Annotated in this window: 11 protein-coding genes; 5 read left to right on the forward strand and 6 right to left on the reverse strand. The window is 48.3% G+C overall.

The window, feature by feature from the left end; translation table 11 throughout:
• Positions 1-115: 115 nt before the first annotated feature.
• The gene (ligA, locus tag EL216_RS03630; RefSeq protein ID WP_085389539.1) at positions 116-2,569 is read left to right on the forward strand and encodes an NAD-dependent DNA ligase LigA; all 2,454 of its coding nucleotides are present in this window, start codon (positions 116-118) and stop codon (positions 2,567-2,569) included.
• 119 nt (positions 2,570-2,688) lie between these two features.
• Positions 2,689-3,561, forward strand: a complete 873-nt coding sequence (gene galU, locus EL216_RS03635) for a UTP--glucose-1-phosphate uridylyltransferase GalU (protein ID WP_085389538.1) — start codon at positions 2,689-2,691, stop codon at positions 3,559-3,561.
• A gap of 115 nt (positions 3,562-3,676) precedes the next feature.
• Here galU and EL216_RS03640 read toward each other — a convergent pair whose 3' ends face one another.
• Positions 3,677-4,303, reverse strand: a complete 627-nt coding sequence (locus tag EL216_RS03640) for a tellurite resistance TerB family protein (protein ID WP_085389537.1) — start codon at positions 4,301-4,303, stop codon at positions 3,677-3,679.
• A gap of 1,183 nt (positions 4,304-5,486) precedes the next feature.
• On the opposite strand from EL216_RS03640, the gene EL216_RS03645 reads away from it, so the two are divergent.
• A complete protein-coding gene (locus EL216_RS03645; protein ID WP_158087721.1) occupies positions 5,487-9,932 on the forward strand; it encodes an Ig-like domain-containing protein in 4,446 nt (1,481 codons plus the stop codon).
• A gap of 73 nt (positions 9,933-10,005) precedes the next feature.
• On the opposite strand, the gene ettA is transcribed toward EL216_RS03645, so the two are convergent.
• From ettA to EL216_RS03660, 3 genes are all read right to left on the reverse strand, one after another.
• Entirely contained in the window at positions 10,006-11,682 is a 1,677-nt protein-coding gene (gene ettA / locus EL216_RS03650) for an energy-dependent translational throttle protein EttA (RefSeq protein ID WP_126300833.1), read from the reverse strand.
• Positions 11,683-12,103: 421 nt separating this feature from the next.
• The gene (locus EL216_RS03655) at positions 12,104-17,233 is read right to left on the reverse strand and encodes an Ig-like domain-containing protein (protein ID WP_085389533.1); all 5,130 of its coding nucleotides are present in this window, start codon (positions 17,231-17,233) and stop codon (positions 12,104-12,106) included.
• Positions 17,234-17,261: 28 nt separating this feature from the next.
• The gene (locus EL216_RS03660) at positions 17,262-18,158 is read right to left on the reverse strand and encodes an OmpA family protein (RefSeq protein WP_085389532.1); all 897 of its coding nucleotides are present in this window, start codon (positions 18,156-18,158) and stop codon (positions 17,262-17,264) included.
• A 481-nt stretch (positions 18,159-18,639) separates the two neighbouring features.
• On the opposite strand from EL216_RS03660, the gene smc reads away from it, so the two are divergent.
• Positions 18,640-22,134 (forward strand): chromosome segregation protein SMC, encoded by a 3,495-nt coding sequence (smc, locus tag EL216_RS03665; protein ID WP_085389531.1) that lies wholly within the window; start codon positions 18,640-18,642, stop codon positions 22,132-22,134.
• 83 nt (positions 22,135-22,217) lie between these two features.
• Here the strand turns inward: smc and EL216_RS03670 are convergent, their stop codons facing one another.
• Together EL216_RS03670 and ccoG are read right to left on the reverse strand one after the other, a co-directional pair.
• Positions 22,218-22,718, reverse strand: a complete 501-nt coding sequence (locus EL216_RS03670; protein WP_232005277.1) for a FixH family protein — start codon at positions 22,716-22,718, stop codon at positions 22,218-22,220.
• 59 nt (positions 22,719-22,777) lie between these two features.
• Positions 22,778-24,217: a cytochrome c oxidase accessory protein CcoG gene (ccoG, locus tag EL216_RS03675; RefSeq protein ID WP_085389530.1), complete on the reverse strand. Its 1,440-nt coding sequence runs from the start codon at positions 24,215-24,217 to the stop codon at positions 22,778-22,780.
• Between the two features lie 153 nt (positions 24,218-24,370).
• Between ccoG and EL216_RS03680 the strand changes: the two genes are divergently transcribed.
• Positions 24,371-25,675, forward strand: a complete 1,305-nt coding sequence (locus EL216_RS03680; RefSeq protein WP_085389529.1) for an aminotransferase class I/II-fold pyridoxal phosphate-dependent enzyme — start codon at positions 24,371-24,373, stop codon at positions 25,673-25,675.
• The last annotated feature ends 75 nt before the right edge of the window (positions 25,676-25,750 follow it).

A 25,750-nucleotide genomic window follows, 5' to 3' on the forward strand; every position in this document is an offset into this window, starting at 1 on the left:
CTTGTATCAGAAATAATTTTATTTGCTATATCTGTTTCAGACGGCCTTCAGCATCTATTCGCTAAAACCAGAGGCCGTCTGAAAAACCGCTTACCTTTTTCAGACGGCCTCATCCATGAACAACACCGCCCGCCGCATTCAAGAACTTACCGAACAGCTCAACCGCTACGCTTACGAATACTATACCCTCGACGCGCCCACCGTGCCCGATGCCGAGTACGACAGGCTTTTCCGCGAACTCGAAGCCCTCGAAGCCGCACACCCCGATTTGCGTCTGCCCGAAAGCCCCACACAGCGCGTCGGCGGCATGCCTTTGGACGGCTTTGAAAGCGTGCGCCATACCGTACCGATGCTGTCGCTGAACAATGCTTTTTCGCCGCAAAACGAAAACGGCGCATTCGATCACGCCGAAATGCTGGCGTTTGACGAGCGCGTGCGCGGCGGATTATCCGGCATTCAACCCGAATACGTTATCGAACCCAAATTCGACGGCCTCGCCATCAGCCTGCTCTACCGCAACGGCGTGCTGGTTCAGGCGGCCACGCGCGGCGATGGCACCACCGGCGAAGACGTTACCCAAAATATCAAAACCATTGCCAATATCCCGTTGAAACTGCGCGGCGACAACCTGCCATCGCTGCTTGAAGTGCGCGGCGAAGTGCTGATGCTCAAAGCCGATTTTGCCGCCTTAAACGAGAAACAGGCTGCCGACAATCAAAAACTGTTTGCCAACCCGCGCAATGCCGCAGCGGGCAGCCTGCGCCAACTCGATTCGCGCATCACCGCCAAACGCCGTCTGCATTTTTTCGCTTACGGCATCGCCCGCATCGAAGGCGGCGCACGTTTGGAAGAGCATATTCAGGAGCTGGCTTATTTGTCCGAACTCGGTTTCAGCCTGCCGCACGGACAATTCGGCGCTTTCCCGAATATCGCCGAAATACTGGCATTTTACGAACAAATGTCGCAAAAACGCCCCGAACTGCCGTATGAAATCGACGGCATGGTGGTAAAAGTAAACAGTTTGGCGCAGCAGGAAACTCTGGGTTTCGTTTCCCGCGCGCCGCGCTGGGCCATCGCGCACAAATTCCCCGCCGAAGAAGCCTTAACCGTGGTCGAAGCGATTGACGTTCAGGTCGGCCGCACCGGTGCCGTTACCCCCGTCGCCCGCTTGCAGCCGGTGTTTGTCGGCGGTGTTACCGTAACCAACGCCACGCTGCACAACGAAGGCGAAACGCAACGCAAAGACGTGCGCATCGGCGATACCGTGGTAGTGCGCCGCGCGGGAGACGTGATTCCCGAAGTGGTGCGCGTAGTATTTGAACGCCGCCCGATGCAAACCATTGCCGAAACCGTTTCAGACGGCCTGCAAAACGATTTGTTTGCCGAACCGGTTAAGCCGTCTGAAAACGTACAAAACGAACAAATACCGCTTTACCCCCAATACCGCCTGCCCGAACGCTGCCCGATCTGCGCCAGCGAAATCGAACGCGAAGAAGGCGAAGCCGTGGCCCGTTGCAGCGGCGGCATGTTGTGCCAAGCCCAGCGCGCGCAAGGGCTGATTCATTTTGCTTCGCGCAAAGCGATGGATATCGACGGCTTAGGCCAGCGGCAAATTGAGCAGTTGGTCGTCCAAAATCTGGTGCAGCATTTCGCCGACCTTTACCGTTTGGACGTACCGACCTTGCAGCTGATGAAAGAAAACGCCGATAAGGAACAGGCTGCCGATGCCGGCGAAACGGTTTCAGACGGCCTCAAAACAACGGCTAAAAAACAGTCGCCGACCAAGTGGGCGGAAAACATCCTCGCCGGTATCGAAGCCAGCAAGCAGCCCGAACTCGCCCGTTTTCTGTTCGCCCTCGGCATCCGCCACGTCGGCGAGCGCACGGCCAAATCGCTGGCTCAAGCGTTCGGCACGCTGGAAAACGTGCGCCGCGCCCCCGAACCCGTGCTGGCCTGCCTGCCCGACATCGGTACCGTCGTCGCCCGTTCCATCGCCCATTTTTTCGCCCAACCGGAGCAGCAGGCCATGATAGACGAACTGCTTGCCGTAGGCGTTGTTCCGCAAGACCAAACCGTTACCCTGCCCCTTTCCCAATATGTTACTCCGGCCAAATGGCTCAGCCGCCTGCCCGGTTTCAAAATCAGCGAAACCAAAGCCGCCGCCTTGTGGGATTTGGCCGGCAAAAATACAGACGGCCTGTTGAACGACAACGCGTTGAATGCCGACTGGCAGCAATGGCGCAACCAACCCGAAAATGCAGCCCTTTTACTGTCTATGCGGCAGTTTCTGGAACAGATGCCGTCTGAAAACGAAGCATCCGTTTCAGACGGCCTCAACCGAGCCGTAGCCGGCAAAACCTTCGTGCTTACCGGCACTTTGCCGACGCTGAAACGCGACGAAGCACAAGCCATGATTGAAGCCGCTGGCGGAAAAGTTTCCGGCAGCGTATCGAAAAAAACCGATTATGTGGTCGCAGGCGAAGCGGCGGGCAGCAAACTGGAAAAAGCCAATGCGCTAGGAGTGGCGGTATTGGATGAAGCGCAGTTGACGGCTTTATTGAATCCGTAGCCCCCGCTCAAGTTTTTTTATTCGGAAACTTCCAGTACAATTTAGCGGTTAGCCTGAATCTATCGCAAACTTTATTATTCGAAACTTGTCATATTGCCAAGCACATTTAAGGAGACATGATGAAACCGATTAAAAAAGCCGTATTCCCCGTTGCCGGTATGGGCACCCGCTTTCTGCCGGCCACCAAAGCCAGCCCGAAAGAAATGCTGCCGATTGTCGACAAACCGCTGATCCAATATGCCGTAGAAGAAGCCGTAGCCGCTGGTTGTACCGAAATGGTGTTCGTTACCGGCCGCAACAAACGCAGCATCGAAGACCACTTCGACAAAGCCTACGAATTGGAAACCGAGCTGGAACACCGCAACAAAGAAAAACTGCTCGCACATGTGCGCGACATTCTGCCGCCCGAAATTACCTGCCTGTATATCCGCCAAGCCGAAGCATTGGGGTTGGGACACGCAGTACTGTGTGCCAAAGCCGCCGTCGGCGACAACCCGTTTGCCGTGATTTTGGCCGACGACTTGATCGACGCACCGCAAGGCGCATTGAAGCAGATGGTGGATATCTACAACCAAACCGGCAACAGCGTTTTAGGCGTAGAAACTGTCGACCCCTCGCAAACCGGCTCATACGGTATCGTTGAAATCGAAAACCTCAAAAACTACAAACGCATCACCAATATCGTTGAAAAACCCAAGCCCGAAGAAGCACCTTCTAATCTGGCCGTGGTCGGACGCTACATTCTCACCCCGCGCATTTTCGACCTGCTCACCAACCTGCCGCGCGGTGCGGGTAACGAAATCCAACTTACCGACGGCATCGCCCGCCTGCTGGATCACGAGTTTGTGCTGGCACATGCTTTTGAAGGCACCCGCTACGACTGCGGCAGCAAAATCGGTTATCTGGAAGCCACCCTCGCCTACGGTTTGAAGCACCCCGAAACCGGCGACGCTTTCCGCGAATTGCTGAAACAGTACGCCGAAAAAGCGTAAAGCAAACCGTATCAGCATTATCTGCCGTCAATAAAACAAAGGCCGTCTGAAAACTTTTCAGACGGCCTTTAGCCTTATCCGGCATTTCACACGGCCAAACCGCTTACCGGAGCTTTTAGAATCCGGCCTGCTTTTCCAACGTTTCCACCAGTTTTTCATCAAGATTCAAGGCTTGTGAAAGCTGGGATAAAAACACGATTTCTTTGCGTGCCAAATCGCCGCAAACCATACGCGCAGCCAGATACGCTTCACTGGCCAAAGCAGGGTTGTTGCCGATTTCGCGGGCGATGTCGGCCGGTGTCGCGGGACGGGCGGTTTCGGCAAGCAGCCATTGGCGGGTCGACGGATCGCCGCCGCTTTCATTTTGAATCAACTGTTGTTCTTGCTCGTCAATCAAACCGTCGGCGGAAGCAGCGGCAATCATCGTGCGCAGAATAATTCGCCCTGCATTTTCCGCATCATGGCCCACGGGCTCAAACGCAGCCTGATTCAAAACGGCCTGAGAGTTGCCGTTATTGCGCTGCCAGCTTTGATAAGCATGGTAGGCTAAGGCTCCCAAAGCGGCCATAGATCCTGCCGACACCATTTTTTTGGTATTTTTCTTTTTCAAAAACATGGATATCAAACCTGCCGCTGCCGCACCGCCTCCGATCTTCATCAAAGTATCTTTGTTGTTACTGCCTCCGCCTGTTTTCTGTTGCACGGTACCTAATACTTGATTTAAAAGATTGTTGAAATTCATACCTTTCCTTTCATATTGGAAGAGAGTTTATTGGAATATTCATCGATGAATCAAACGATTGCCACGGATTTTCCAACCTATAGTAAATAAGCTTATTTTTGATACGGGGTAGCAAACCGCAAATAATACAAGAATACGGAACCGATACCGTTGCCGCTTCAGCGGATTAAAAAACCATTCTTTCTAAGCGGAAGCAAATAGTTAAGTTTATTCTGCTATCCTGTTTGCAACAGTTTTCAATTGATATAAATGGGCTGCTTCTTCAAAAAGCCAAGCCGCCGTATAGTAAGAAAATGTTTCTGGAAGTTAACGTTTAACTGCATTGTTTCCGCATCTTCCCTCATCAGGCCGTCTAAAAAACCTTCTAATTTACAGCCTTTTCTATGGATATCCCTTCCAAACCGTAAATCGAGAGGGGTGGTCATCGCCCAATCGTACTATATATGCGAATGTGCCGTCTGTTTCTGCACATATATTTCCAATTCTCTTATCCACCACCCCAGCATTGTAAATTCACACTTTTTTTGACCTCCGGCACACGTCGAGCGTAAAAAGGCTGTGAAACAATATAAAAGCCACTTTCAGGAAAACGCTAGAGCAGATAATACTGTTGAGCATGCAGCCTTACCGTATACTGTCAGATTAAAGTTTCAAACACATTTACTGCACATACCATAGCTGTGTTTGCGGCAGCAAACATTATATAAACACCTGCGGCAGTCCAAATAAATAATTCAAATAGCAAAAAATACAACAATTCCAAAGATATTTTCGGATATTCAATAAAAAACCAGATTTTGGAGCAGTACCCAAAAAATCCGGTTTAGTATTACTGCGGTTTTTACGGCGGAATCAACTCCGCTTTTTATTTTTAAAAGCCTTATATCGAAAAAAAATTATATTTTTCAATGGCTTGAAAATTTTTATCTTTAATTTCACCCTTTAGTTATTTCTGTTTTTCTTTCATTCATACTACTTTTTTCAGACAGCCTGCATAATCATAAGGCCATTTCAAAGTATCGGCAGCGAAAAAGATTTTTTGCAATACTTGGGAACATTCACCTTCTCTACAGCTCCGTTTATCTTTTATAAAATACCGAATATCACAAAATAAAAACTTTGCTTTATAATTACTAAATATTTAAAACATAAAACTACATAACTTTACCTTATGGGAAAAATAATGGCTTCTTATACTCTCAATATCATCCGTAATGGACAAACCGAAATTATCGTCTTGGAAGACGGTAAAACCATCACTCTGGCAACTCAAACCAATACCCAATACCAATTGGTGGACGAGCAAGGCAACATTGTTGCAAAACCGGATACAACACTGGTAAATCAGGATTTATGGGTATTTCTTGACAATCATCCTGATGAAACTCCCCACTTGATCCTGCAAAACTACCAATCAAATTTTCCCGTGCAGAACAGTAAATATTTGAGCCATTTGAACAGCACATTCGCAACAGCTGCCAATGATATTGTATTCCCCGAAACAGAAACAATAAAAGCACAAGAGATCACCATAGGTAGCTCATTAAGCAGCACTCAAATCGGTATAGGAGCTGCGCTTCTGGGCGCAACTGCACTCGGCTTGGCTGCCAGCGGAGGAAGCAGCAACGGAGGGGAGCAAAACAGCGGCAGCAGCGGTAACAGCATGAAAGGAGGGAACCAAGACGGAAACCACTCCGAAAATTCCCAACAAAAACCTACTCCCGTCATCGCATTTAACCCGATTACCGCCGACAACGTAGTTAACCTTAGTGAATCCAAACGTGCCATCACTGTTTCCGGTACAGTATCCAATGCACAGGATGGAGAAACTATCGTCTTGAACATCGGAAATGCCAAATACCCCGGTACTGTTCAAAATGGTTCGTTTTCTATCGAAGTAGACGGTAAAACCTTAGCCGTTCATCGAGAAATCAACGCCACACTCAATTCCGGCAGTGTTACGGTAAGTAAAGGTTCGCATCATTATCAAGTTAATACTCAAATAGCCGAACCCGTGATTACATTTGATCCGGTCACTGCAGACAATATCATCAATAAAACCGAATCAGAAAGTTTAATCACCCTGTCCGGAAAAGTAAGTAACGCTCCTGACGGCAGTTTGATTACTCTTACCGCCGGCAGTAACAGTATCAACGCTTTGGTCAGCAACGGTTCATTCCGTGCCGATATCAGCGGCAGCATACTTGCTTCAAGCAACATTATTACCGCTGATATCAGTGTACGTGATGCCGCAGGCAATATTGCCCGTAGCACCAGCAAGCACAGTTATCGTGTTGACACAGAAATACCGACACCTGTTTTGACCATCAACAATATTACCGAAGACAACATCGTCAATATCGAAGAATCCAAGGGAAAAATCACCATTACAGGCCAAGCTGAAAATGTACAAGACGGCCAAGAAGTATTGGTTACCTGTTCCTGCACCAATTGTGCAGGAAATCCGATGTGGATTGAAGTTTATACCAAAGTAATAAACGGCACATTCAACATTGAATTTAACGGCAATGATTTAACGGAATTTACTACGGTTAATGCACAAATCACTGCTACCGATGATGCCGGCAATCAAGCAACAGCGAAAACCAACAAGGATTACGCCAGTGATTTAACGCCGCCCGAAACATCTATTCATTTAGACAACATTACTACAGACAACCTCATCAACATAGAAGAGACAGCAAACGATATCACAATTTCCGGCAAAGTAAGCGGTGATTTCCGAAAAGGCGACAACGTAACACTGACTGTTGACAATCAAACGCACCATACTACCGTTGATGCAGAAGGCAAATTCAATACTACTGTTTCGGGAGCGCTGTTGGCTCAAACCAAATCACAAACGATACATGCCAAAGTCGATGCACATGATGTAGCAGGCAATAGAGGCGAAGCCCAAGTTAGTACAACATACAATGTAAAAACTGAAAATAATATTAAAATTCAATTAGATAAAATTACTAACGATAATTTGATCAATGTTAGTGAGGCTCAAAAACACATTACTCTTTCAGGCCGCGCTTTGGGCGATGATTCGGTAATTGGGCAAACCGTGAACCTGACTGTCAACGATAAAAAATACACGGCAATGATTAATGCCGATAAAAGCTTCAATGCCCAAGTAGCCGGTAGTGACTTAACCGCAGACTCCAAATATACCGTTCAGATGGCCTTAAATGGAAAAGATCAAGCAGGTAATCGACTGAATGCCGAAGCTTCCCATGTGTATAAAGTAGATGCCGAAGCGGCAGCATCTGTAAAAATTACAGCCATCGAAAACGGCCATACTTTCATTTATAACCAAAGCCAGCCACTTACCCGTATCAGCGGTAAAGTCAATTTATCCGGAGACTTCGCTCAAGGGCGCAACCCCGAACGTTTAAACGCCATTACATTAAAAATCGGTGAGAAAAACTACTATGCGCCGATAAATGAAGACGATCAAACTTTCGAACTTAACCTCTCTGCTGAAGAATTAGCGGCTTTGAACGGCAAAAATATCAGTTACGGTTTCCATACTGAAAGAAACATTTACGTACTCAAAGAAACAACTGGTTCGAATGACAACCCTGCTTACCGTATCAGCAAAATCAGAGTGCCTGAACTAAAAGAAGAAAATGTTGAACTAACCGGCGGCAATTTGATTAAAAATGACAATGGTACTTACACAGTAGGCCAAACCGAAACTATACCTACCGTTTTAATCAAAGGCATAGCAAGTGGCAGTGCACAAGCAGGCGACAAAGTACAAATTAATGTCGGAAAAGAAAGCTATGAAGCTACTGTTGAAGCAGACAAAACATTCAGCAAAGCCATACCGATGGCTGCGTTAGCTTCAGATGCAAACCATACTGTAACTGCCACGCTTATCACACACGACAATGCCGGCAATAAAATTACTGTTACCGACAGCTCAATTTATACAGTCGCACACACAATAACTGGTGAATTCGCAAGCCAACACGGCAAAATCGCCAGCAACGAGCTGCCTTATTTTATCAATGCGCTGGACATAAAAGAAAATTGGGGGCACATGCATAAAAACCCTGTTGGAAATGGAGGAGTATCTCTTACCTATCATTTCGCAACGGAAGAGGAGATACAGGCTTCTCCCACACGTTCAAATGTAACTAACCAGATTACCTACTCCGACCATGCTCGTTCCATAGTAAAAAATGCTTTGGATACCATCAGTAAATATGCAGATATTACCTTTACCGAAGTAGATACCAATAATAAAACAAATATCAATTTCTACATGGGTGACATGCCTCCACACCTTACTAATAACTCGGCTTTCGCTTTCGTCGGCGGAGATGTTTATTGGAACAAATATTATTTTCAAAATACAGGAGACAAATTCCGCTATTACATTTCCGTGCATGAAATTATGCATTCCTTAGGGGCAAAACACACTCATGAAGGAAATGTAGTACTGAGCCGCGATGAAGATAGCTTAGGTGTATCCAATATGTCATACGAAATGTATAACGATTTTGCCGGTACAAAAGATTTACGCCTCTATGATTTGGCCTTTTTACATTACCGCTACGGTGTCAACCCTAATGCCCGTGCCGGTAACGATATATATACCTTCAAAGCATTTAACTCTAAAACTGCCGATGCAGACATCTATATTTGGGATGGTGCAGGCGTAGATACATTTGATGCCTCCAATGAAACAAAAGCAGTCAATGTTAATCTGATGCCCGGTTCATGGATTTATGTTGGAGAAAAATCCACAAATAAAGACGGTATCGAGCACTTTGCAGTAAAAGGCAAAACCATCTGGGATAAATACAGCTATTTCGGTTTGGATAAAACTGCAAAAGTTCAAGGTGATATCGACAATATTACATATAATGACTTTACCGATAAACAAGCCTTTATCGGATACGACACCCAAATTGAAAATCTGATAGGCTCTGCCCATAACGATACATTGCACGGTAACAATGCCGATAACGCTATCTATGGCGGCAGCGGCAACGACCAAATCAAAGGCGCAGCCGGTAACGATTACATCGACGGCGGAGCCGGAGCCGATACCATGGAAGGCGGCAGCGGTAACGATACTTATGTTGTCGACCATCAAGACGACAAGGTAATCGAACAAGCAAACGAAGGCACCGATCATGTACACAGCCACATTGATTACACCTTAACCGATAATGTCGAACACCTGACCTTGCTCGGATCCACCACCATCAAAGGCACGGGCAACGCTCTGGATAATACCTTGCACGGCAACAATGCCGACAACATCCTAAACGGCATGGCGGGCAACGACCGAATTATCGGCGGCGGCGGTAGCGACATCCTAACCGGCGGCGGAGGAAAAGACACCTTTGTATTCGATTCCCCGTTGGATGGCAGCGTTGATACCATTACCGACTTTTTGGTTGGTACAGATACCATCGAACTATCGTCGGCCATTTTCGGCAATGTAAACACAACCATGACCGATTTCATGAATTACATTACCTATAATGCCGAAACAGGCCATCTGAGCTACGATAGCGACGGTGTCGGCGGTGCAGATGCCATTCATTTTGCCACTTTAGATAAAAATCTGGAGCTGAACCAAAACAGCTTTATCATCGGATAAGGCCGTCTGAAAATATCCGTGCTATTAAAAAAGGCCGTCTGAAATTTTTCAGACGGCCTTTTCAAGCTCTTAATCAACGAGTTACCGGTTTATAGCGAATCCGTTTCGGTTTCGCGCCTTCTTCGCCCAAGCGGCGTTTTTTATCGGCTTCGTATTCCTGATAGTTTCCGTCGAAGAATACCCATTTCGAATCGCCTTCCGCTGCCAAAATATGTGTGGCGATACGGTCGAGGAACCAGCGGTCGTGCGAAATTACCATCACGCTGCCGGCGAATTCCAGCAAAGCATCTTCCAGTGCACGCAGGGTTTCCACATCTAAGTCGTTCGACGGTTCGTCCAGCAGCAGCACATTGCCGCCCGACAGCAAAGTTTTCGCCAAATGCAGGCGGCCGCGTTCGCCGCCGGAAAGGTTGCCGGCAATCTTGCTTTGATCGCTGCCTTTGAAGTTGAAACGGCCCAAGTAAGCGCGGGCGGGGATTTCAAACTGGCCGACTTGTAAAATATCGCGGCCTTCGGCGATGTTGTCGAACACAGTTTTGTCGTTTTGCAAACCTTCGCGGCTTTGATCGATCAGCGACATTTTCACGGTTTGGCCGATTTTCACTTCACCGCTGTCCGGCTGCTCTTTACCGGCAATCATTTTAAACAGAGTCGATTTACCCGCACCGTTGGGGCCGATAATGCCGACAATCGCACCGGGCGGCACTTTGAAGCTCAAATCGTCGATTAAGAGTTTGTCGCCGAACGATTTGCTCACGTTTACAAACTCGATCACTTCGTTACCCAAACGCTCGGCCACGGGAATAAAGATTTCCTGTGTTTCATTGCGTTTTTGATATTCGTAGTTGGACATTTCTTCAAAGCGGGCCAAACGCGCTTTGGATTTGGCTTGGCGGCCTTTGGCGTTTTGGCGCACCCATTCCAGCTCCTGCTTCATGGCTTTCAGGCGGGCGGCTTCGGTTTTGGCTTCGTTTTCCAAGCGTTTTTCTTTCTGCTCCAGCCAAGAAGAGTAATTGCCTTTCCACGGAATGCCGTGGCCGCGGTCAAGCTCGAGAATCCATTCAGCGGCGTTATCCAAGAAATAACGGTCGTGGGTAACGGCCACTACGGTGCCGGGGAAGCGCACCAAAAACTGCTCCAGCCACTCCACCGATTCGGCATCCAAGTGGTTGGTCGGCTCGTCCAAAAGCAGCATATCCGGCTTGCTCAACAACAGCTTGCACAAGGCCACGCGGCGTTTTTCACCACCGGAAAGATTGCCAATTTTGGCATCCCATTCGGGCAAGCGCAGCGCATCGGCAGCAATTTCCAATTCATGCTCCATACCGCCGCCGCTTGAAGAACCTGCGGCGATAATCGCTTCCAAGCGGCCTTGTTCTTCGGCCAAAGCATCAAAGTCGGCATCGGGATCGGCATAGGCGGCGTACACTTCTTCCAAACGCTTTTGTGCGGCAGCCACTTCGCCCAAACCGCTTTCCACTTCTTCGCGCACGGTTTTTTCGGGGTCGAGTCCCGGCTCTTGCGGCAGATAGCCGATTTTGATGCCGCTCATCGGCACGGCTTCGCCTTCAAACTCTTTGTCCACGCCCGCCATAATGCGCAACACGGTGGATTTGCCCGCGCCGTTCAAACCGAGCAGGCCGATTTTCGCACCGGGGAAAAACGACAGGGAAATATCTTTGATAATAGTCTTTTGCGGCGGCACCACTTTGCTGACGCGGAGCATGGAATAAACGTATTGGCTCATAATTTTCTCTTTAACGATAAATAATATTTTCAGACGGCCTATATGATCTTTAAGGCCGTCTGAAAAACAATCCTGACTTTATTTTTAATACCGTAAACCCAAATAATATCAAATGTGCATAGCCATTTGATTTTGATGTTCAATTCGATAAAAGATTATCTGATGAAACAACAAGCCGTATAACCATAAACTAATTCAATAGATCAACCAAATGATGATTACCGACTGCAAAATACGAATCTGAAATAAGGCTGATGTACGATAAAGCTGAAAATACTGCCGGATGATTCAACTTAAATTTCCCATCGATTTTTCCCTATTTTAACCGAACCACAGGAAAATCATATAGCAATCTAATGGTTTAGGCCGTCTGAAAACAAAAAGACCCTGCCTTTCAGCAGAGCCTTTTCAATCAGCCGTTTACTTAACCAAGAAACTCAACATGTTTTTCCAAAATACTGTCTAAGGTTTCACCTGCCGACATATTGGTAAACGTGATGCTGTTTTTATAAGTGGCACCGTCTTGACCTACACCGGTAAAGCTCAAGGTATGGGTATGATCATTCCATACTGCACCTTTCAGCTGGGCAGGGCTTACCAAATCAGCAAACACCACTTTATCGGTACCGGCTTGGAAATCCACGATCTTGTCATGGCCGCTGTTGCTATTGGCCAAGAATACAAACTTGTCGGCACCTTCTCCGCCGGACAATACATCATTTCCTGCACCACCGAACAGAATATCGTCACCTTTACCGCCATACAGTTGGTCATTGCCACCGTCAACACGGTTATCCAGCAACTCATCCCAATGTTTTTGAACATAATCAACTTTTTGCTGCTGAGTTGCGGCCACACCGCCGTTTTCACTCCATTTGATAAACTCGTTCAAGGCCTCGGAACCCATACCGTCATGATTTCCTGCTTTGAAAACTTTACCTGTATGGCCATTTGTCCATTCCAGATGATCGGTTTTGATGGAATCACCAAACAGAATGTCATTGCCTTCGCCACCAAAGAGAGCATCGTCAGATACTTTGTGTAAAACTTTAGTAACGGAACCTTTTTCCAAAGCAGCATCCAGCTCATCAGGAGTATTGACGATAGATGCTTCGCCAGATTCCCCATGGTAAATTACTTTGGTGGTTTTATGTCCGTTATGGTGTTTAACTACGTCTTCGGTATATGACAAAGGCTCACTAGAGGTAGTATCAAAGTATTTCAATGTTTTTTGCTGAACACCTTGTGCAAAGCCAATTGCATGTACATCGGATACATCACTCAATGCTTTGAAGCTCTTCAAGCTGGCATCTACCGATGATTGAGTTACATATGCACCATGCTGTTTTTCTCCATGACGGCCATAAGTAGTTGGTTCTCCATCTGTCAAGAAATAGGTTACATTATTGTAGCCATTACCTGAAACACCCTTAAACCATGAGGTAGCATCTTTGAATGCATCTTCGTAGTTTGTTGCCCCTTTGCTTCTCTGTGCAGAAATACTATCCAGCAACCTGTCTACATTCGATTCATTCAAATCTCTAATATCGATTACTTTATGAGCCTCATTATTAAATGCCATGAAAGCAACATTTACTTTCCCATCGTGGTCTGCAAGATCATGTGCTAATTTCAACAACGATGCTTTAGCCATCTGAAGATAAGAATAGCCACTTTCTGTTCTGAAATTAGACATACTGTTAGAGGTATCTAACAAAATTGCAATATTGTAATTGGCTCCTTTAGTAATAATCGTCTGAGTACCACCTGTATCACCAATTAACACATCATTGCCCGCTCCTCCCTTCAGGTCCGGGTCAGGATCATTCGTGCCAATCTTAATACTGTCGTTATCAGTGCCGTTAATAGTAATTTTTATTTCGGCTTTCGAAACATCGCCATCAGCATCTTTTACTTCATAAGTAAATGTATCTGTAAGTGTCTGACCGCTCTTTAAAGCTTTCACGGCAGGATTATTATTATTCAATTGATAAGTATAATTACCGTCTTGGTCGATAATCAATCTACCATAATGACCACTATGATCACCTTCTTTCACTGTTACAGAATCAGCGCCGATTTCATCATTTACCAATACATTACCGCTTACCGAAGTATCTTTCTCTCCAATACTATCAGTATCATTTACAGTGGATGGCTCTGTATCGGTAATCTTAATATCCAAGCTATCCATAGAAGTATGGCCTGCTTTGTCCTTCACCGTAACAATAAAGCTGTCAGTTACAGAATTATCACCTTTACTGTGATCTTTTTCTTCACCATTCTCAATATAAGTATAAGAAACCTCCCCTTTAGCAGCATGATAACCTGTAATAATCAATTTGCCCTTATCAGTATGGATTACAACCGGATTAGAAGAAGTTGCAGACATCACATTTTTACCTGCCACATTAATAGCAACCAAACCAGATGTATCACTTACTTTGATTACACCATTTACTTGAGAGCTGCTGGCTTCTTCAACCTGTTGGTCCTGAGCTTCTACAATCGGTGCACAAATGTCGATCGAACCGTCATCTTTATCCGTACCTTCGTTACCAGCCGGATCTTTCACCGAAGCCTCCGCAGTATACCGGCCTTCCGGTAACGCTTTCGGCACGTCAACACTGTAACTGCCGTCGGCTTTGACAGTAGTGGTAACCGTTTGCTTGCTGCCGTCCGATGCCGTAATCACGATGGTTACGATCGAACCGGCCGGTGCATCGGTATCTCCGGTAATGGTCGGCGTGTTGTCGCTGCTGTTGTCCGGCGCATCAACGGTAATGTCCGGGCAAGTGGTATCAATCACATTACCTTCTTTGTCTGTAGCGGTCGCAGTATTGCCGGCTTTGTCGGTAACAGTCGCTTCTACACTGTAATTACCATCCGGCAGCGCTTTCGGCACCTCAACGCTGTAACTGCCATCCGCTTTAACGGTAGTGGTAACGGTTTGGGTTCGTCCGTCCGAACCAGTAATTACCACGGTAACGGTTTGACCCGGCTCAACATCTTTGGTGGTGCCCACGATTGTCGGCGTATCGTCGTTGGTCAATGCCGGTGCGTCTACAGTAATGGTTGCTTTGGTATCGATCGAACCGTTATCTTTCGCCGTCGCTTCGTTACCCGCTTTATCTTTGACGCTGGCTTCGGCGGTGTAGCCGCCGTCCGGTAGTGCTTTTGGCACTTCAACGCTGTAGCTGCCGTTGTTTTGAACGGTTGCGGTTACGGTTTGTTTGCTACCGTCTGCGGCGGTAATCACGATGGTTACGGTCGAACCAGCCGGCGCATCGGTTTTACCGGTAATGATCGGCGTGTTATCGCTGCTGTTGTCCGGTGCGTCAACACTAATTGACGGTGCAGCAGTATCAATCGAACCGTCATCTTTATCCGTACCTTCGTTACCAGCCGGATCTTTCACCGAAGCCTCCGCAGTATACCGGCCTTCCGGTAACGCTTTCGGCACGTCAACACTGTAACTGCCGTCGGCTTTGACAGTAGTGGTAACCGTTTGCTTGCTGCCGTCCGATGCCGTAATCACGATGGTTACGATCGAACCGGCCGGTGCATCGGTATCTCCGGTAATGGTCGGCGTGTTGTCGCTGCTGTTGTCCGGCGCATCAACGGTAATGTCCGGGCAAGTGGTATCAATCACATTACCTTCTTTGTCGGTAGCGGTCGCAGTATTGCCGGCTTTGTCGGTAACAGTCGCTTCTACACTGTAATTACCATCCGGCAGCGCTTTCGGCACCTCAACGCTGTAACTGCCATCCGCTTTAACGGTAGTGGTAACGGTTTGGGTTCGTCCGTCCGAACCAGTAATTACCACGGTAACGGTTTGACCCGGCTCAACATCTTTGGTGGTGCCCACGATTGTCGGCGTATCGTCGTTGGTCAATGCCGGTGCGTCTACAGTAATGGTTGCTTTGGTATCGATCGAACCGTTATCTTTCGCCGTCGCTTCGTTACCCGCTTTATCTTTGACGCTGGCTTCGGCGGTGTAGCCGCCGTCCGGTAGTGCTTTTGGCACTTCAACGCTGTAGCTGCCGTTGTTTTGAACGGTTGCGGTTACGGTTTGTTTGCTACCGTCTGCGGCGGTAATCACGATGGTTACGGTCGAACCAGCCGGCGCATCGGTTTTACCGGTAATGATCGGCGTGTTGTCGTTGCTGTTGTCCGGTGCATCAACGCTGATGCTCGGGCAGGTGGTATCAATCACATTACCTTCTTTGTCGGTAGCGGTCGCAGTATTGCCGGCTTTGTCGGTAACGGTTGCGGTAACACTGTAGTTACCTTCCGGCAGTGCTTTCGGCACCTCAACGCTGTAACTGCCGTCGGCTTTAACAGTAGTGGTTACAGTTTGCGTTTGGCCGTCTGAACCGGTAATCACCACAGTAACGATCTGACCTTCTTCTACATCGATAGTTTTACCAACGATAGTTGGAGTATTGTCCGTGCTATTATCAGGCGCATCTACAGTAATGGTTGCTTTAGTGTCAATCAATCCCGGATCAGTTGCCTTGCCTTCATTACCTAATTTATCTTTAACAGTAACGGTTACATCATATTTGCCATCAGGTAAGGCTTTCGGCACCTCAACACTGTAACTGCCGTCGGCTTTAACAGTAGTGGTAACGGTTTGCGTTTGGCCGTCCGAACCGGTAATCACCACAGTAACCGTTTGACCTTCTTCTACATCGGTAGTTTTACCGGTGATGATTGGCGTATTGTCATTGCTTAAATCAGGGGCATCGACCGTAATTTTAGCCGTTGTATCGATGCTGCCCGGATCTGTAGCGGTTGCAGTTTTATTAGAAGGTGTTTTAACTGTAGCGGTTGCAGTATAGTTACCATCTGCCATAGGAGAGGGCACTTCTACAACATAAACACCATCTTTACCGATTGTTGCAGTTACAGTTTGGCTTACACCTTTACTATCAACTACAACTACCGTAACCACGCTACCCGGCTCAGCATTGCTCACTACACCACGAATTTCAGGTGTATTGTCATTAGTTTGATCTGGTGCATCTACAGTAATGGTTATAGGCTTCTCTGAATCTCCATCTTTACCTTTACCTCCCAAACCGGCAAGACCTGCCAATGGAGCCAGTGCGAGCAACCAAAGAGGGTTCGGCACCCATAAAGTACTAATAATTTCACCACCCAAAGCTTGGCCGGCTACCACTTCCGAAGCCAACATGGTTACGGCTTCAGAAGGCTCCGTGCTTTCCGGAACGTAGGGATATACATTGCCGTTTTCGTGCTGACCAATCAGCAAACTGGTTTTGGACGCGCCGGTTTCGTTGGAATAATAACCTTCCAAAATCAGATCAGGATTATTGATATCCGAACCTTCAAAGGCAATTTCCAAGTTATCGCCCACGCGCTTGGTCATAATATTTTCAGGAGCAAAATTCGTTTCTTCATCAACTAATTGATAATTAACCTCAGCTTGTGCCGGAATACGCAAAGGCTGACCAGATGCCGTCTGAAATTTAACGGTTTCTAAAGTTTCTTTTGTATTATTGATATTTAAAGTAATATTTTTAGACATTTCATTCACCTTATACTGTTAGCCTTATTTATTTTTTCTCACCGTGCAAAATCACTTCTACACGACGGTTAGGTTGGTCACACTCTTGGCGTGCCTTGGCGTTATTCGGGTATTTTTTGCGGCAGTTTTTAATAACCAACTCTCGTTCTCCACGTCCTTCTGCACTAATCAATTTTCGGTCTAAACCACTGTCAGAAAGAGCTGTTTTCACGGTAGCCGCACGTTCAATTGACAATTTCCGGTTATATTCAGAAGAGCCTTCTGGATCAGCATGACCTACTACTGCAATACCACTGATGTGATCCGGATTTTGTTTGATATCTTCTGAAATTACTGCCAACTCCTGCTTACCTTTGGGCAATACGCTATCAAAATCGGAACGGTTAAATTCAAATAGTGCAGAAGCTTGCAAGCTGTATTTTTTCAAGATAACGGCACATTGTTCTTTGCTTACCACGCGCGACAGAGTATGATTTTGGCGTTTAACACCTTTCATCTCGACTTCGGCCTGTTCCGGAGAAACAGCCTGCAAAGTGGGGTTTCCCGCACCATCGTCTATGATTTTGAAGAACGACACTGCGGAATCTGGCAGATTGTAGTAATCGCCTGCATTGGCCTTATTGAGATAACCTGCATCACGTTTTGTAAATTCAGCATGAAACCGTTGATTTTGCGCACAAACGATTTCCTGACGATAAGCGTTCGGTTGCAATGAACCGGAGTATTGGCCGTTAACGTAAATATTCACGGTAGGCCCATCTACAGCATTGGCCTGACGATAAAACACTACCGAGGAGCGATTATCCGGAACAGAAGTACTGTATGCAGCCTGCTTGGTATCCACCCAGCTTTCTTTAGGATGATGCGCACATCCCACTGCTGTTAATGGAAGCAACACCCATAATAATTTACGATACTGAAACATGATTTATAGCTCCTGACTTAATGGTGCCGCTCGCTTTACAAACTAATCCGGAACGGCCTGTTTTAAAGGTTGAATACATTGATTTGATACGCTGTTCTTCCGGCAACACAGATTCTTCTGATTGCTTAATACATAGAGATATTTAAATGATAAACGCATCCGCAAATGCCTTTCGCATGACAATACCAACGGTATTTTTAACAGATGACAGGTATATTTTTTACAATTCTTCACAATTATCTTTGGATTAATCTCTTTTTACAATAAAATATCTATATAATTGTAAATAAACAGTATTTCAAAAAACATTATGTTACTGAAATAATATAAAAATACCTAAATTATTTCCCATTATCATTTTTACAACAAAACAATATTCACTTGGCTTATTTTCTTCATTTGCTTGGTTTTCCGAAGCAACACGATACTCTTTCTTGATTTAAGCTAAAATACTTTATTTTTGCTTTTCCTCCCTTTCCCTATGCGCCTTACCCATATCAAACTTGCCGGCTTCAAATCGTTTACCGACCCCACCACCATTCATGTACCCGGACAGCTCGTTGCCGTTATCGGGCCGAACGGCTGCGGCAAATCAAACGTGATTGATGCCGTGCGCTGGGTATTGGGCGAAGCTTCTGCCAAACAGCTTCGCGGCGAGAGCATGCAGGACGTGATTTTCAACGGCGCGGCCACCCGCCGACCCGCTCCGCGCGCTTCGGTGGAATTGGTGTTCGACAACAGCGATCACAGCTTGCAGGGCGCATGGGGGCAATATGCCGAGGTAAGCATCAAGCGGCAGCTTACGCGGCAAGGCGAATCCACTTACTTTATTAACAACCAAGTGGTGCGCCGCCGCGACATCACCGATTTATTTTTAGGAACAGGCGTAGGAGCGCGAGGTTATGCCGTGATTGAACAAGGCATGATTTCTCGCATCATCGAAGCGCGGCCGGAAGAATTGCGTGCTTATATAGAAGAAGCGGCAGGCGTATCCAAATACAAAGAACGCCGCAAAGAAACGGAAGGCCGTCTGAAAGATACCCGCGAGCACCTGCAACGCCTTACCGACCTGCAAAGCGAACTCGCCCGCCAAGTGGAAAAACTGGAAAAACAGGCCGAAACTGCCGAGCGCTACCAAACGCTCACCCGCCAGCTTTCGCAGCAGCAAGATTTGCTCGACTACGTGCAATGGCAGCAATCGCTGGCCACCGCCGACAAAGCCACCGCGCAACATCAAACCTTCCAGCAGCAACAAGACGAAACCGCCGCACAAGTTCAGGCCCTAACAGAAGAAATCCACGCCCTGCAAGCCACCGAGCAGGCGCAGCAACAGAGCGTGCACGACATCAGCAATCAGCGCGGCGTATTGCGCGAACAGATTGCCCGCTTGGAAGAACAAATCCGCCACCAGCAAACCCTGCACCAACGTATCGAGCGCGACAAAGCCGCCGCACAAGTGCAGCTTTCGCGCATCCATCAAGAACAGCAGGAAATCCGTATACAGCTTGAAGAAGCCGACATCCATATAGAAGACAAACAAGCCGAACTGGCCGAACTGGCCATGCAGGTTGCCGAATACGAAGAACGCCTGCCCGAACTCGAAGAAGCACAGTCGGCACTCAACACCGCCTATCAAAACCAGCAAGACGAACACAACCGCATCAAACGCGAGCTGGCCTTGAAACAGCAGCAACTCGCCCATTCGCAGCAAACCCTGCAACAGCATGAAGCACGCAGAGGCCGTCTGAAACAGGAAAGCCAAGCACTCAACCTGCCCGATGACAGCGAAACCGCCGCCGCACAAGAGCAGGCCGCCTTGCTGCAAAGCCAACAAGAACATTACGAAGAACAGATTCTCGCTGCCGAAGAACAGCTCAATCATCTGCGCGAACAGTTTCAGACGGCCTCACAACACCAACAAAGCCTGAAACAGCAACACATCACCCTGCAAGCACAACAGCAGGCGCTGGCTCATCTGCTCGCCCAAGACGATGCCGCCCAAACCGATTTCTGGCAGCAAACCACGGCGGCGGACGCGCCCCAGCTTTGGCAACACATCACCGCGCCTACCGATTGGCAACACGCCTTAAGCGTTATTTTGGCCGAACGGTTGTACGCCCGCGCCGTAGCGCCTTCGTTCAGCCTGCCTTCGCCGCTGCCCGAAGGCCGTGCCGCATGGCTTCACGACAACCTTTCAGGCGGCCTCAAGAAAACCCTGCCCGCTCAGGCGCTGCTGAATCAAATCCAAGCCAAAGCTCCTTTTCAGACGGCCTTACACCATTGGCTGGACGGCGTTTTATGCGCGCCCGATTTGGATTACGCCATCCGGCACCAAGCCGACTTGCAAAACAACCAAATCTGGCTAACCCCCGAAGGCCATCAAATCGACCGCGTCAGCGTGGTGCTGTATGCCCAAGCCGCACAAGAAAACCTGATGGCGCGCAAAGCCCGTTTGGACGAATTAACCGCCGAACTGGAACAAATCACGCCCAAACTGGCCGCAGCGGAACAGCAATCTGCCCAAATCCAAACCTCTTTAAATGCCGCCGAACAGCACTACAAAAACCTGCAACAGCAGCAAAAACAGCACAGCCAGCAATACCAAGCGGCACAAAACCGCGCCGCCGAACTGCTCGCCCGCACCAATCAGGGCCAAATCCGCCGCGAGCATATCGAACGCGAACTGGCTCAACTCGAAGAAGAACAAATCATTCTCGAACAAACTTCAGACGGCCTCGAAGACGACATCGCCACGCTTACCGAAGCCGCAGCCGAACTCGAACACCAGCAGCAAAATACAGGCGGCAGCCGCCAAGAACAACAAGGCCGTCTGAAACAAGCCCAGCTTGCACTGCTCGAAGCCAACCGCCAATACGGTTTGGCAGAAGTGGCCGTACACAAACTGCAACAGCAAAAACAGCACTTCCAGCAGCAGCTTGCCCAGCTTGAACAGCAAACCTTAGATTGGCAGGAACGCCAATCCGAACTGGCACTCGCCTACGAAACCGGAACCCAAAACGACGAACAGCATGCCAAACTCAGCGAACTGACCGAATCCGTACAAACTCTCGACGAGCAATACGCTGCCATGCAGGAACAACTCGCCGCCACCCAAGCAAAAGGCCGCGAACAATATGCCCGCCAGCAAACCCTGTCGGCCAAACTGCCGCAACTTCAAGCCGCGACCCAAACCGCGCTGCTGCAACAACAAGAAGCTCTGCTGAACGCCAAACGCTTCCACCAAAACCTCAGCGAACGGCAAGCCGATCTCGACGCACTCGAATCGCTGGCCGCAGCGTCCGGCAGCCTGAAAACCCTCAGCAACGACATCGGCAGCCTTGCCCAACAAATCGAAGCCCTCGGTGCCGTCAACCTTGCCGCCCTGCAAGAGTTGGAAGAAGCCCGCGAACGCGATGGCTACTACCGCGGGCAAAGCGAAGACGTGCAGGCCGCCATCAACCTGCTCGAAGAGGCCATCGAACAAATCGACAACAAAACCAAATCGCGGTTTAAAGAAACCTTCGATGCCGTTAACGAAAAAGTCCAAACCTTCTTCCCCACCCTGTTCGGCGGCGGCGAAGCCAAGCTGCACATGATCGGCGACGACCTGCTCACCTCCGGCGTATCCATCATGGCCCGTCCGCCCGGCAAGAAAAACAGCACCATCCACCTTTTAAGCGGGGGAGAAAAAGCCCTTACCGCCATGAGTTTGGTGTTTGCCCTGTTCAGCCTCAACCCCGCCCCCTTCTGCCTGCTCGACGAAGTGGACGCACCGCTCGACGATGCCAATACCGGCCGCTTTTGCAATCTGGTGAAAGAAATGTCGGCGCAAACCCAGTTTCTCTACATCTCGCACAACCGCCTTACCATGGAAATGGCCGAACAGCTTATCGGCGTTACCATGCAGGAAAAAGGCGTATCGCGGATTGTAGCGGTGGATATCCAACAGGCTTTAAGCATGGCCGAACCAGCTTAAACCCTTTCTCAACCTTTCTTAAAGACAAGAAAAAAAGAGGCCGTCTGAAACTTTTCAGACGGCCTCTCCAACCGAAACTCTTATTATTGTGCCGCACTTGCCGGAGCAAGCAATTTTTCCATCGGCTTCAGGTTAACTGCATTACCCTGACTCACAATCCATCTATCTTCCACACGCCACTTGCCGGCCGCATCTTCTACACGGATATACCAGTGGTTTGTATCGGGCAGCGGTTTGAACACGGCGTTGTATTCCGATTTTCCGCCCGAGGTAACCCCGCCTTGTGCCACCTGTAATTTCACTGTTTGATCACCGGCTTTTTTAGCCGGATGCAGCAACACCAGATTAACCGCTTCTTTCGGGTCAAAATCCCCGCTTACGAACACTTTGGCCGCATTGTGGTCGGGACTGATTAACACTTGGGCATGAATATTACGCTTTAAAGCCTCTTCATCGCGATGCAGTTGGATGTCGATATGTTTGCCGTCCTTATAATAATCGTCCGACACTAAATCGGCTGCGTTTTTCTGCGCCAGATAGAACGTAACGAATGCCGCCACAACCACAATGGCCGGGCCGGCCATCAAAATCCACGGCCACGGCTCTTTGTACCAAACTTTAGACCTTTGCGGAATTGCCAATATTACTCTCCAATAAATGATGCTTTACTACTGATGGTACGTGTTTCGGCGACAGGATCGTCCACTTCGCGATAGTTGAATTCAAACTCAATCGGATGGCTGCCTTTGCCGGCATATTCGGGAATCGTCGAAACCTGCACCGGAATAGTAATGGTTTCGCCGCCCGGCACTTTCAAGCCTTCGGCAGGCAGGCCGGTAAGTGCGATTTCTTCAAAGCCGCTCACCTTAGCCGTGAGAATCTGCTCCCGCTCATTGGCATTAATCACACGCAGATTATAAGCATTTTCCAACCAGCCCTGAGAATTTTCGCGCACCATCACACCGCGGTCTTTAATAATATCCACTTCCAACGTCTCGCGTGTTGCAATACCGGTAATCCATGCCGTAACCACCAACAGTAACACAACGCCGTAACCCAATACACGCGGACGGAGCAGGCGTTTTTTAATGGTATTTTCAGGGTATTGATGCTCCAGCGCGGCTTCGGTAGTGTAACGGATCAAACCGCGGGGATAATTCATCTTATCCATGATTTCATCGCAGGCATCAATACAGGCCGCACAACCGATACATTCGTATTGCAACCCGTTGCGGATGTCGATACCTACCGGACACACTTGTACGCACATCGTACAGTTGATGCAGTCGCCGAGTGTGCTTTCTTCTCTGCTTACTTTTTTCTTACGGGCACCTCGCGGTTCGCCGCGCTCTTCATCGTAAGAAATAATCAAAGTATCGCGATCAAACATCGCACTTTGGAAACGCGCGTACGGGCACATGTATTTGCACACCTGCTCGCGCATCATGTGGCCCATCAGCCAGGTCATAAAGCCGTAAAACACTGCAGCGAACAGCGTACCGCCGCCAACGGTAAAGTTGAAAATACCCGGCACCAATTCGCGAATCGGCGTAAACCATCCTGCAAACGTAATACCCGTCCAGGCACTGACTGCAAAAATCAATAAGTATTTAAGCGCCTTAATGCGGATTTTGCGGAAATTCCACGGCTCTTTTTCCAACTTCAACCTTTTATTGCGGTCGCCTTCTACCAAATGATCGATCCACAGCATAATTTCGGTATAAATCGTTTGCGGGCAAGCGTAACCGCACCACAGGCGGCCTGCGATAGTCGTCCACCAAAACAGGCCGAATGCCGAAATCATCAGCAAACCGGCCAGATAAATCAAATCGCCCGTTCCCAGCGACAAACTGAAAATATAAAAATGCCGCTCAGGAATATCAAACAAAACCGCCTGCCGCCCTGACCAGTTAAACCACGGCAGCACATAAAACACAAACTGCGTAGCGAAAATTGCCAACACACGCAAATTAGCAAAACGCCCTTTTGCCAACTTCGGATGAATACGCTTGCTGCCCTGATACAGATGAATTACTTGCTCTTTAGGTTCAGCGGGCGACTGTTCCCGTAGTTCAGCTGACATGATGGTGTTCCTTATATTTATTCATAAACTTTTTTATCTGAACATTATAAATCTTTCAGACGGCCTGATAAACCTCAACAGGCCGTCTGAAAACACTTGCCAAATGCGCAAAATCCATTTAAATTTTATGTATTAGTACAAAATGGATTTTGTATGAACAAATTAAAACCCAAAGGTAATACTGCTGTCAATATCGCCCGTTCCATCGAGCAACTTATCCGCAACAAAACCTGGCCTGCGGGCTATCGTCTGCCCACTGTGCGTATTCTTGCCGAAGACTTAAATGTCAACCCCAATACCGTTTCCGCCGCCTACAAGCAATTACGCGATGCCGGCATTATCGAAACCGACGGCAGGCGTGGCAGCTTTGTACCGCAAAAAACCGAAATCCTACATACGGAAACTGCCATCCCACCGAATCTTGTCGATTTAGCCTCCGGCAATATCGACCGCCGGTTACTACCCGAATTTAACCCCGACATTTTAGAAAGCTACCGGTTATCCACCGATGTAGGCAGCCACGGCGACAGCCCGGAATTAATGTCGTTCATCCGAAACTGGCTCAGCCGAAACACCGGCATACATGCAGAAACCATGCTGCTTTCCGGCAGCCTTGACATCATCGAACGCGCCCTCGTCCAACGCTGCATGCCCGGTGCCAAAGTATTGGTGGAATCTCCCTGCTGGCTGCCCCTGTTGGCCCTGCTTTCACACTTGCGCCTTGAAGCCGTGCCCGCAGTAATGGACGAAGAAGGTGCCGTTATCCCGCCAAACATATCATTCGACAACATTTCCGCCGTCATTCTTACCGCCCGCGCCCATAGCCCTACCGGTATCTGCTACAGCAAAAAACGCTGGAGTCAATGGCAACAACTTCTCAGCCGCCATGATGCCCTCCTGATTATCGATGACCATTGGGCGGCACTTAGTTCGCACCCCTTCCACGGCATGGAAGGCTTCACTAATGAATGGATTTACAGCACTTCCACCAGTAAATTTCTCGGTACCGATGCCCGCATCGCCATTGCAGCCAGTAACGGTTCCACACTGCGTGCCATGAAGAAACGCTTCTCACTCGGCCCGCGCTGGATAAGTAAACTTCTCCAACACATCACACTCAAACTGTGGCAACAACTCGGTTCAGACGGCCTAAAAGCCATAGCCGAAAGCTACCAAGCCCGGCGCGACTGTTTGATTACGAATCTCAAACAACACGGCATCCATGTCCCCGGCAGCACAGGCGAAGGCCAACACATCTGGCTGCCTGTGCCCAACGAGGCACAAATCATCCAATTTCTTGCAGCCAAAGGCTGGGCCGTGCAAAGCGGTGCTCCCTTCAACCTCAGCAAACAACCGGCCGTACGTATCACTATCGGCAACTTGACGATGACAGATTGCAAAACTTTGGCCGACGATATTGCAGAAACTCTGGCCGTAAACGGCAAAGCGATTTACTGATTTATGTTTATTAATAAATAGTAAAAGGCCGTCTGAAAATTTTCAGACGGCCTTTGTTTAAACGCTTAAACAAAT

Origin of the sequence: Neisseria animaloris, assembly GCF_900637855.1 — a bacterium.
GTDB classification, from domain to species: domain Bacteria; phylum Pseudomonadota; class Gammaproteobacteria; order Burkholderiales; family Neisseriaceae; genus Neisseria; species Neisseria animaloris.

What these genes read in the sequence shown, in the direction of transcription:
- ligA (WP_085389539.1), top strand. Translation starts at nt 116, where the DNA reads ATGAACAACACCGCCCGCCGCATTCAAGAACTTACCGAACAGCTCAAC.
- galU (WP_085389538.1), top strand. Translation starts at nt 2,689, where the DNA reads ATGAAACCGATTAAAAAAGCCGTATTCCCCGTTGCCGGTATGGGCACC.
- EL216_RS03640 (WP_085389537.1), bottom strand. Translation starts at nt 4,303, where the DNA reads ATGAATTTCAACAATCTTTTAAATCAAGTATTAGGTACCGTGCAACAG.
- EL216_RS03645 (WP_158087721.1), top strand. Translation starts at nt 5,487, where the DNA reads ATGGCTTCTTATACTCTCAATATCATCCGTAATGGACAAACCGAAATT.
- EL216_RS03655 (WP_085389533.1), bottom strand. Translation starts at nt 17,233, where the DNA reads ATGTCTAAAAATATTACTTTAAATATCAATAATACAAAAGAAACTTTA.
- EL216_RS03660 (WP_085389532.1), bottom strand. Translation starts at nt 18,158, where the DNA reads ATGTTTCAGTATCGTAAATTATTATGGGTGTTGCTTCCATTAACAGCA.
- smc (WP_085389531.1), top strand. Translation starts at nt 18,640, where the DNA reads ATGCGCCTTACCCATATCAAACTTGCCGGCTTCAAATCGTTTACCGAC.
- EL216_RS03670 (WP_232005277.1), bottom strand. Translation starts at nt 22,718, where the DNA reads ATGGCCGGCCCGGCCATTGTGGTTGTGGCGGCATTCGTTACGTTCTAT.
- ccoG (WP_085389530.1), bottom strand. Translation starts at nt 24,217, where the DNA reads ATGTCAGCTGAACTACGGGAACAGTCGCCCGCTGAACCTAAAGAGCAA.
- EL216_RS03680 (WP_085389529.1), top strand. Translation starts at nt 24,371, where the DNA reads ATGAACAAATTAAAACCCAAAGGTAATACTGCTGTCAATATCGCCCGT.